We start from the raw sequence: 10,045 nt of genomic DNA on the forward strand, positions 1-10,045 counted from the left end.
GGCGACCACCGAACTGCACATCACTACGGTCAACAGCGAGCGGATGGTGCTGAGCAACGAAAAATCACCGGACAGCTGGCTGATACTGCCGTTCAGCAACCGGTTTAACGGCTGGCAGGCCAGCCCGCAGGTCGTCGTACAGATGCCGGTCAGCGAAGCTGCGGATGAGAGCGCGGTCGCGGCACGTCTGCAGGAGGTGCGCAAAGTCTGGTCGCCGTGGATCAGCGGCAATGCGGCGCTGAGCGTGAAGCTGGTGGAAAAGCTGCATCCTGAACTGAAAGATCCGGCCGCTGCGGTTTATCGCACCCTCAACTGACGCAAAAGGAGTTTGCATGGAAACCTTACAGCATCGTCTGGCCAATGCCTCGCTGAGCGAAGCGCTGGCTGATGTTACCCGCCAGATCCAGGCCTCTCCGGCCAGCGCTGACCTGCGGGCCGCGTTTGTGCAGCTGCTCTGCCTGGCAGGCAACTGGTCGCGTGCGCAGACCCAGCTGCAATCCTGGCTGGCGTTAAGCCCGCAGGCGCAGCCGACGGTGAATCTTTTGCAGCAGGCGATTGCCGGTGAGCTGCAGCGCGACGCCGTGCTGCGTGGCGAGGCGCAGCCGGTGCTGCCCGGCAGTGCCTGGCACTGGTGCGACACGCTGCTGGCCGCACTGCAGGCGGAGGCAGAGGGCGATGCCGCACGCGGCTCTGCACTGCGTGCTGAAGCACTCGAACTCGCTGCCGCGAATCCCGGCAGCGCCACTCAGCAGGATCAGCCTTCGGCCTTCAGCTGGCTGATGGATGGCGACAGCCGCTTCGGGCCGGTGTGTGAAGTCATCAATCAGGGCCGTTACTACTGGATCCCGTTCGCGGCGATCCGTGAAATGCAGTTTCAGGCGCCCGCCAGCGTCACCGATCTGGTGTGGCGTCATACGCGGGTGCAGCTGATTGATGGCAGTGAGCAGGTGTGCCAGATCCCGGCGCGCTATCCGCTGCTGGCGGGGGCGGAAGAACGTTTTCTGCGTGCCGGTGCCACCGAATGGCAGCCGCTGGGTGACGATCCGGATCAGTTCATCGGTCAGGGGCAGAAAATGTGGCTCACCGACAGCGCAGAGTTTTCGCTGCTGAGTCTGCAGCAGGTCCTGTTTGATAACGTTGAGAGTGCTGATGAGTCATGATTCAGGCGGGCAGAATGACGGCTATGCCCAGCTGCATGGCGGCTTTCGTGCGCGCAAAAAGCGCGATGCGTTAACGTCCCGCGACAAACTGCAATCCTCGCTGCTGGATCGTCTCACCGACAACGCGCCGGAGAAGCAGCAGGAGGCGGAGAACAGCATGCTGATTACGCACAGCACGCTGCGCCGCCACGTTCTGCGCGATCTGCAGTGGCTGTTTAATACTATCAATAACGAAGCGCAGCAGGATCTCAGCGGCTTTGATCAGGTGCAGCGCTCGGTCTGGAATTTCGGCGTGGCACCCCTGGCCGGACAGAATGTCTCCGATATCGAGTGGCAGGATATCCAGCGCAAAATGACCAACGCCATTCTCCACTTCGAACCGCGCATTTTGCCGCAGGGCCTGCAGGTGCGCTGCGTGAGCGATCTCAGTTCGCTCAGCCTGCACAACGTGCTGTCGATTGAAATCAAAGGGCGGCTCTGGTGTGTGCCTTATCCGCTGGCGTTTCTGTTCCGCACCCAGGTTGATCTGGAGAGCGGCCATTTCGAACTTCAGGATGCAGGGTAATCATGGACAGCAATCTGCTCGACTACTACAACCGCGAACTGGCCTATCTGCGTGAGATGGGGGCGGAGTTTGCGGCGCGCTATCCCAAAGTGGCGGGACGTCTGGGCATGCGCGGCATCGACGTGGCGGACCCCTATGTCGAACGGCTGATGGAGGGATTCGCCTTTCTGACCTCCCGCGTGCAGCTGAAGATGGATGCGGAGTTTCCGCGCTTCTCGCAGCGTCTGCTGGAGATGATTGCGCCTTCCTATCTGTCGCCGACGCCGTCGATGGCGATCGCCCAGCTGACCCCGGACAGCCGGAAAGGGGACATCACGCAGGGATTCCATGTGCCGCGTGGCACCATGATGGAAAGCCAGAACCTGAAAAAAACCGGCGTCACCTGCAGCTATACCACCGCCCAGGATGTGATGCTGCATCCGCTGCGCATCAGCGAAGTCACGCTTGGCGGGGTGCCCGGCGATCTGCCCACGGGGGAGCTGAAACTCAGCGGCCTGGGGGCAGCCAGTGCACTGCGCATCCGCATCAGCTGTGAGGGGATCTCCTCGCTGAGTCAGCTGAACGTGGATGACCTGATGCTGTTTCTCAGCGGCCCGGATATTCAGGCCCTGAAACTGCTTGAGCTGCTGATGGCGCACCGGGTGGGCATCGTGCTGCAGTCCGTTGAGAAACACCCTCAGCGTCAGGTGCTTTCAGATGATGCCCTGCAGCAGGAAGGGTTTGCGCCGGAGCAGGCGCTGCTGCCGGACGATCTGCGCAACTTCGACGGCTATCGCCTGTTGCAGGAATATTTCGCGTTCCCGGCGCGCTTCCAGTTTATCAGCCTGAACCAGCTCGCGCCGTTTCTGCGCCGCTGCGACAGCGCCCAGGCATTCGACATCATCATTCTGCTCGACAAGGCAGACAGTGGGCTGGAGAGCGTGGTCGATCACAGCCACCTGGCGCTGCACTGCACCCCGGTCATCAACCTGTTCCCGAAAACGGCAGAGCGCCTGAAGGTCAGTGACAGTCAGCACGAATATCACCTGGTGGTGGATAACATCCGGCCGCTGGATTATGAAGTGCATTCGGTGCAGCGCCTGTTCGCCACTATTGAGGGCAAGCGTGAAGAGCAGGTTTTCCGCCCCTTCTGGAGCACCTTCAGTGGCGATCAGGGCGACTATGGCGCCTATTTCTCGCTGCGCCGCGAGCAGCGCACCCTGTCTGAACAGGCGCAGCGCTATGGCACCCGCACCGGCTACATCGGTTCAGAGCTCTTTCTCTCGCTGGTGGATGAGCATCACGCGCCGTGGCGCGATGAGATGCGCTATCTCTCCGCCGAAGTGATGTGTACCAGCCGCGATCTGCCGCTGATGCTGCAGCAGGATCAGGGCAACTTCGTCATGCCGGACTCCATTCCGGTGGCGGAGCTGAAACTGTGCAAAGGCCCGACGCCGCCGCGTCCGGCCCTGGCCGAGGGGCTTTCCGCCTGGCGGCTGATCAGCCATCTGCAGATGAACTACCTCAGCCTGATGGACAGCAGCGATGGAGAGGGCGCGGCGGCGCTGCGTCAGCTGTTAAGTCTCTACGCCAACCTGGCGGAAGCACCGGTTGCCCGCCAGATTGACGGCATCCGCCACTGCACGCTCAGCGCCGTTAACCGCCGCGTGCCGGAGCCAGGCCCGGTGGTGTTTGCGCGCGGTGTCAGTATCACGCTGGAGGTGGATGAGCAGGCGTTTTCGGGTGCCAGCCCGTGGCTGCTCGGCAGCGTACTGGAGCGGGTCTGCAGCCGCCTTGTGGCGCTGAACAGCTTCACCGAGTTCACCCTCAACAGCCAGCAGCGCGGCGAGGTCGGCTACTGGCCGCCGCGCATGGGCCGGAAGGCGCTGATATGAGTGGCGAAAAAGTCATTACGCTGCCACGACTGACCCGCCTGCCGGACGATTTCTGGCAGAAGGTGATGGCCGCGCCCTGGCGCTACGATCTGTTTCAGCTGCTGCGGCGGCTGGATGCGCAGGGCGGGCAGCGTTATCCGCTGGGCCGTGCGCCGCTGCCGAAGTTTGAAGCAGTGCGCATCGGGCAGACGCCGTCACTGGCGTTTGCTCCCGCTACCGTCGCCAGCGCCGCGCCGCGGGAGGAGACGGGACGCCACGATCTCGCGATTTACAGCTTTGGTCTGTTTGGCCCCAATGGTCCGCTGCCGACCCACCTGACCGAATATGTGCACGAACGGATTGTGCATCATCAGGATCACAGCCTGTCGGCATTTGCTGACCTGTTTCATCATCGCGCCACGCTGCTGTTCTATCGCGCCTGGGCGGATGCGCAGCCGACGGTCTCCCTGGATCGGCCCGACGACAGTCGCTTTCTGAACTATCTTGCCTGCCTTGCCGGCATCGGGTTGCCGGCCCAGCAGCAGGCCAGCTCACTCAGCCTGCATGCGCGGCTGATGCTGGTGGGGCATCTCAGCCGTCACGGCCACGACGCCGAAGGGCTGGTGCGCATTCTGCAGCACTATTTCGGCGTGCCGGTCAGGCTGACGCAGAACCTGCCGCACTGGCTTACGCTGGACAGCCGCGATCAGGCCCGGCTGGGTGCGGGACGCCATATGCCCCGGCTGGGTGCCTCCGCTTTTCTCGGCGTGGCGGTACGCGACGTGCAGCACCGTTTCCGCCTCCACCTGGGGCCGCTCAGCGCCGCGCAGTATGCCCATTTCCTGCCCGATGCCCCCGGCGCGCGCGAAGTGCGCGACTGGGTACGTCACTACCTCGGCATCGAAATGCAGTGGGATCTCAGTCTGATCCTCGCCGCAGACGAGGTCGGGGGCGTGGCACTGGGTGGCGGTGCCCGGCTTGGTTACACCAGCTGGCTGGGGCAGATGCCGCAGCCGCAGGATCGCGAAGATTTTATATTTGAGGTTGAGGCTGCCTCGCGCTAGCCCAACCGCTTTCCCTGTTACACAGCCTGCGTCTTTCATTGAAGAGAGTCCCCTATGTCAGAAATCAGCCGTGCCGTCCTGTTCGGCAAACTGGATACGCTGTTATTTACCTCGCTGGAAAGCGCCACCGCCTTTTGCAAACTGCGCGGCAATCCCTATGTTGAACTGGTGCACTGGCTGCATCAGCTGATGCAGCAGCAGGATGGCGACTTACAGCAGGTCATCACACATTTTTCACTGGATGAAAAGGCCCTGACTCAGGACATCGTCGCTGCGCTGGATCGCCTGCCGCGCGGTGCCAGTGCGGTCTCCGACCTCTCTGAGCATATCGACAGCGCCGTTGAGCGGGCGTGGGTTTACGCCTCACTGAAATATGGCGCAACCCGCATTCGCGGCGGTCATCTGCTCATCGGCATCCTCAAAACCTTTAACCTCGCCAGCGTGCTGAAAGGTATTTCCGGTCAGTTTGCCCGGATTAACGCCGATGCCCTGCTGGCGGAGTTCGACACGCTGCTCGGCAACAGCAAAGAAGCGCAGCAGGCGCTGAGCGCACCGCAGGATGCCGCAGGCACACCGCCAGCCGCCAGCGGCAGCACGCTGGCGCAGTATGGCCAGGATCTGACGGCACGCGCCCGTGCGGGAAGTATCGATCCGGTGACCGGGCGTGACGACGAGATCCGCCAGATGGTCGATATCCTGATGCGTCGCCGCCAGAACAACCCGCTGCTGACCGGCGAAGCGGGCGTCGGCAAAACGGCGGTGGTCGAGGGGCTTGCCCTGCGTATCGCGGCGGGCGATGTGCCTGCGCCGCTGCGCGACGTGCAGCTCTGGCTGCTGGATATCGGTCTGCTGCAGGCCGGTGCCGGGATGAAAGGGGAGTTTGAGGCGCGCCTGCAGGCATTGATCAACGAGGTGCAGTCCAGCCCGACGCCGATTGTGCTGTTTGTGGATGAGATCCACACCCTGGTCGGCGCGGGGGGGCAGCAGGGCACCGGCGACGCCGCCAACCTGCTGAAACCGGCGCTGGCGCGTGGCCAGCTGCGCACCATCGGCGCGACCACCTGGGCGGAATATAAAAAGTATATCGAAAAAGATCCGGCGCTGACCCGACGCTTCCAGACCGTGCAGGTGCAGGAGCCGGATGAGGCCAGAGCGATTCTGATGCTGCGCAGCACCGTCAGCGCACTGGAGAAGCATCACCGGGTGCTGCTGCTGGATGATGCGGTCAGCGCGGCGGTGAAGCTCTCGCATCGCTACATCCCGGCGCGCCAGCTGCCCGATAAAGCCGTGGCGCTACTGGATACGGCCTGTGCCCGCGTGGCGGTCAGTCAGGGGGCGCAGCCCGCGGCACTGGAGGATTGTCTGCACCGTCTGGCCGCGCTGGAGATTGAAGCGGAGATCGTGGAACGTGAAATCCGTGTCGGCCTCGGTGATGTGACCCGCCAGCAGGCGATTGCCGGAGAGCGTGCGGCGCTGGAAGCGGAACATGATGCGCTGCAACAGCGCTGGCTGCAGGAGCGCGAACTGGTCGAGACGCTGATTGCGCTGCGCGCCCGCTGTGCCACCGAAGAGGATGCGGCGCTGCGTGAACAGCGCGATGCCACACAGCAGCAGCTGACGGCGCTGCAGGGTGACACGCCGCTGCTCTTCGCTGCCGTCGATTCGGGCGTGGTCGCCGCCGTGGTCTCTGACTGGACCGGCATTCCGCTGGGCCGGATGGTGAAGAATGAGATCGACGCCGTACTCAATCTGGCGGACACCCTGAACCAGCGCGTTATCGGCCAGCGTCACGGTCTGGATCTGATCGCGAAGCGGGTTCGCACCACGCGCGCCCGCCTCGACAACCCCAACAAACCGGCGGGCGTCTTTATGCTGTGCGGGCCGTCGGGCGTGGGTAAAACCGAGACCGCGCTGGCGCTGGCCGAGTCGCTGTATGGTGGCGAGCAGAACATCATCACCATCAATATGAGCGAGTTTCAGGAGGCGCACACCGTTTCGACGCTGAAAGGGGCCCCGCCGGGCTATGTGGGTTACGGCGAAGGTGGCGTGCTGACCGAAGCAGTGCGCCGTCGCCCTTACAGCGTGGTGCTACTGGATGAGATTGAGAAAGCTCATCCCGATGTGCATGAGCTCTTCTTCCAGGTGTTCGACAAGGGCTGGATGGAGGATGGCGAAGGGCGTCACATCGACTTCCGCAATACCATCATCATTCTGACCTCGAATGTCGGCACGCAGCTTATCAGCGCGATGTGTGCCGATCCGGAACTGATGCCCGATCCCGACGCCCTCAGCGCCGCCCTGCGTAAACCGCTGCTGGAAGTGTTCCCGCCTGCGCTGCTGGGGCGTCTGCTGGTGGTGCCGTACTACCCGCTCAGCGATGACATGCTGGCGGAGATTGTGCGGCTGCAGCTGGCGCGCATTGTGCGTCGTCTCGCCGACAATCACGGCATTGAGGCGGAGATCGACGAGTCGGTGGTGAATCAGATCGTGCAGCGCTGCACCGAAGTGGAGTCGGGCGGACGCATGGTCGACGCCATCCTCACCAACACGCTGTTACCGCAGATGAGCCAGATACTGCTCAGCGCCCACGCCCGCGATGAACGCTATCGCCGCGTTGCGGTGCGCTGTGAGCAGGGCGAATTTGTCTGCCAGTTCGCTGTTTAAAGCCTAGTCATCAGAGAGTTTTCGAATATGTCGGAACATGATCAACCCCTGAATGTCCCCAACGCCCTGCCGCTGGGTTACCGCTTCAATGAGTTTGAGATTAAAGAGGTCATCGGCGGTGGCGGCTTTGGCATCGTCTATCGTGCCTGGGACCACCAGCTGGAACGCGATATCGCCATCAAAGAGTTCATGCCCGCCTCGCTGGCGGTGCGCAGCGATGATCTCAACCTGGTGCTGCGCAGTGAGCGTTTCAGCAAAACCTTTCACGCCGGGCTGAACAGTTTCATCCAGGAGGCGCGGCTGCTGGCTCGCTTTAACCATCCCAACCTGCTGCACGTGCTGCGGTTCTGGGTGCAGAACGACACCGCCTATATGGGCACGGTGTTCTACAGTGGCACCACGCTCTCGACCTTCCGTGAACGTCAGCCGCAGTCGGTGAATGAGGCCTGGATCCGCCGCCTGCTGCCACCGCTGCTGGGGGCGATTAAAACCATCCATGAAGCGGGCTATCTGCACCGTGACATTTCGCTGGATAACATCCAGATCCAGAGCAGCGGTGAGCCGATCCTGCTGGACTTCGGATCAGCGCGTAAAACCATCGGCAACCTCTCCGATGAGAGCGAGACGATGCTGCGTCCCGGTTATGCGCCGATTGAGCAGTACAGCGACAACGATGAGAGCGAGCAGGGCGCATGGACCGATATCTACGCGCTGGGCGCGGTGCTGCATACGCTGATCACGGGCGCGCCGCCGCCGGTGAGCGTGGTGCGCAGTATCGAAGATAACTACCAGCCGCTGGTGCAGCGTCGTCTGGCGGGGTATTCCTCTGCGCTGCTCAGCGCTGTCGATCGTGCGCTGGCGCTGAAACCGGAAGATCGTCCGCAGAGCATTGATGACTTTGCGGCGCTGATGGCGCTGCCGGAACGTGAACCGGAGCCGCTGCTCAGCGCAAAAATGAGCGGGCCGGGCACCATGCTGGTGCCGATCGAAGAAGAGGAGGCGGTCAGCCCCGACTCGCGGCTGAAAACGCTGCTGGGCCACCGCTTTGCCCTGCCGGGCCTGGTGGCCGCGGGCGTGCTGGTCGGGCTGTGCGCCGGTCTGCTGATGTCGCGTGGTGATGAACAGACGGCCCCGGCGGAGACCGCGCAAAACAGCGCACCTGCCGTCACCGTCGCGCCGGTTAACCAGCCGGTGGCTGCGCCACCGACGCAGGCTGAGACCCCGCCGGATAGCGTTGCCAGCACCCCGGCTCAGACAACCGCGCCAGCGCAGACCGCCGCACGTGAACCCGATCCTCAACCAGCCCCGCCACCTGCACCCGTTGCTCAGGTCTATATCCGGCTGCAGCAGGGTGAACGGGTTCAGGTGAACGGTCAGCCGCAGGCGCTGGTGCCTGCGGTCAATGGCTTTGCCACGCTGCAGCTGGCACCGGGCAACTACACCTTTGCCATCAGTGGCCAGAGCGGCACCCGCCAGCAGACGCTGAACATCAGCGAAGAAGGCGTCTGGTTACTTGATCCACACAGTTAATAGTCAGGGATTACTTATGTTCTCACGCATTACCGCACAGCTGCCGGCGGACGGCCTGCTGTTCCACACGCTGAAGGGCACCGAGGCGCTGTCGCACCCGTTTGTGCTCACCGCCGAGCTGCTCTCCACCGACGCGCGCATCGACCGTCACGCCCTGCTGGGCCAGCCGGTGACGTTCACGCTGCCCACCGACGGCCTGATGAGCGCGCTGAGCCCGCGCTACCTCAACGGTAAAATCACCCGGGTGGCGGTGCGCAGCCAGGAGCTGAACGGCACGCGCTACGCGTGCTACGAACTCACGGTGGAGCCGGACCTGTGGCCGATGAAGCGGGACCGCAACCTGCGCATCTTCCAGAGCCAGACGGTGCCGCAGATAGTGCAGACGCTGCTGAAGGAGTACGGGGTGAGCGTCGAGACGCGGCTGGCGGGCAGCTACCGGGTGTGGGAGTACTGCGTGCAGTATCAGGAGAGCAGCCTGGACTTCATCAGCCGCCTGATGGAGCTGGAGGGGATGTACTACTTCTTCCGCCACGAGGCGGACAAACACACGCTGGTGCTGTGCGACGCGCCGGACCAGCACCAGGCGTTTCCGGGCTATGAGACTATCGCCTATCACGTCACGCCGTCCGGCGGCGTGGTGACGGAGGAGGGCATCAGCCAGTGGTCGCTGTCGGAGAGCGTGACGCCGGGGATGTACAGCACCGACGACTACGACTTCCGCAAGCCGAACGCGTGGATGCTGCAGGCGCGGCAGAACCCGGCGTCGCCGGTGCCGGGCGCGGTGGACGTCTACGACTGGCCGGGTCACTTTGTGGACCACAGCCACGGCGAGTCCTACGCGCGCATCCGTCAGGAGGTGTGGCAGGCGGAGCACCACCGCGTCAGCGGGTCGGGCACGGCCACCGGCATCGCGCCGGGGTACACCTTCTCGGTCCTCAACGCGCCGCACTTCAGCGACAACGGCGAATACCTGGTGACCTCGGCGAGCTATGACTTCGCCGAGAACCCCTACGCCAGCGGCGACGGCGGGGAGAGCCGCCACAACATTGACTTCACGGTGCTGCCGTCGTCGGTGACGTGGCGCACGCCGCCGGAGACGCCGTGGCCGAAGACGCACGGCCCGCAGACGGCGAAGGTGGTGGGGCCGAAGGGGGAGTCCATCTGGACGGACCGCTACGGGCGGGTGAAGGTGAAGTTTCACTGGGACCG

The 10,045-nt window shown here is 63.4% G+C and carries 7 protein-coding genes and 1 pseudogene; all 8 read left to right on the forward strand.

The features are described from left to right. Window positions 1-316 (forward strand): annotated as a pseudogene (locus tag FJW00_RS11265) (hypothetical protein); the annotation flags it as partial. 16 nt (window positions 317-332) lie between these two features. Beyond that, window positions 333-1,160, forward strand: coding sequence for a type VI secretion system accessory protein TagJ (locus FJW00_RS11270; RefSeq protein WP_140924115.1), 828 nt, complete (start codon window positions 333-335; stop codon window positions 1,158-1,160). Then, window positions 1,150-1,725: a type VI secretion system baseplate subunit TssE gene (tssE, locus tag FJW00_RS11275; RefSeq protein WP_009090738.1), complete on the forward strand. Its 576-nt coding sequence runs from the start codon at window positions 1,150-1,152 to the stop codon at window positions 1,723-1,725. Before FJW00_RS11270 ends, tssE begins: the two co-directional genes overlap by 11 nt. Before the next feature lie 2 nt (window positions 1,726-1,727). Then, window positions 1,728-3,599 carry a type VI secretion system baseplate subunit TssF gene (gene tssF, locus FJW00_RS11280; protein WP_140924117.1) on the forward strand — a complete coding sequence of 624 codons (1,872 nt, stop codon included), beginning with the start codon at window positions 1,728-1,730 and terminating at the stop codon, window positions 3,597-3,599. Then, window positions 3,596-4,642 (forward strand): type VI secretion system baseplate subunit TssG, encoded by a 1,047-nt coding sequence (gene tssG, locus FJW00_RS11285; RefSeq protein WP_140924120.1) that lies wholly within the window; start codon window positions 3,596-3,598, stop codon window positions 4,640-4,642. The genes tssF and tssG overlap by 4 nt, the downstream gene beginning before the upstream one ends. Before the next feature lie 54 nt (window positions 4,643-4,696). Next, a complete protein-coding gene (gene tssH, locus FJW00_RS11290) occupies window positions 4,697-7,306 on the forward strand; it encodes a type VI secretion system ATPase TssH (protein ID WP_140924122.1) in 2,610 nt (869 codons plus the stop codon). Window positions 7,307-7,333: 27 nt separating this feature from the next. Continuing rightward, window positions 7,334-8,836, forward strand: a complete 1,503-nt coding sequence (locus FJW00_RS11295) for a serine/threonine protein kinase (RefSeq protein ID WP_140924124.1) — start codon at window positions 7,334-7,336, stop codon at window positions 8,834-8,836. 16 nt (window positions 8,837-8,852) lie between these two features. After that, window positions 8,853-10,045 (forward strand): type VI secretion system Vgr family protein (locus FJW00_RS11300; RefSeq protein WP_140924127.1); only part of this gene is annotated, 1,193 nt, incomplete at its 3' end.

Source organism: Pantoea anthophila, assembly GCF_006494375.1.
Taxonomy (GTDB): Bacteria; Pseudomonadota; Gammaproteobacteria; order Enterobacterales; family Enterobacteriaceae; genus Pantoea; species Pantoea anthophila.

Bases quoted from the DNA above. Each gene is read 5' to 3' on its own strand.
- FJW00_RS11270 (WP_140924115.1), top strand. From the start codon at position 333: ATGGAAACCTTACAGCATCGTCTGGCCAATGCCTCGCTGAGCGAAGCG.
- tssE (WP_009090738.1), top strand. From the start codon at position 1,150: ATGAGTCATGATTCAGGCGGGCAGAATGACGGCTATGCCCAGCTGCAT.
- tssF (WP_140924117.1), top strand. From the start codon at position 1,728: ATGGACAGCAATCTGCTCGACTACTACAACCGCGAACTGGCCTATCTG.
- tssG (WP_140924120.1), top strand. From the start codon at position 3,596: ATGAGTGGCGAAAAAGTCATTACGCTGCCACGACTGACCCGCCTGCCG.
- tssH (WP_140924122.1), top strand. From the start codon at position 4,697: ATGTCAGAAATCAGCCGTGCCGTCCTGTTCGGCAAACTGGATACGCTG.
- FJW00_RS11295 (WP_140924124.1), top strand. From the start codon at position 7,334: ATGTCGGAACATGATCAACCCCTGAATGTCCCCAACGCCCTGCCGCTG.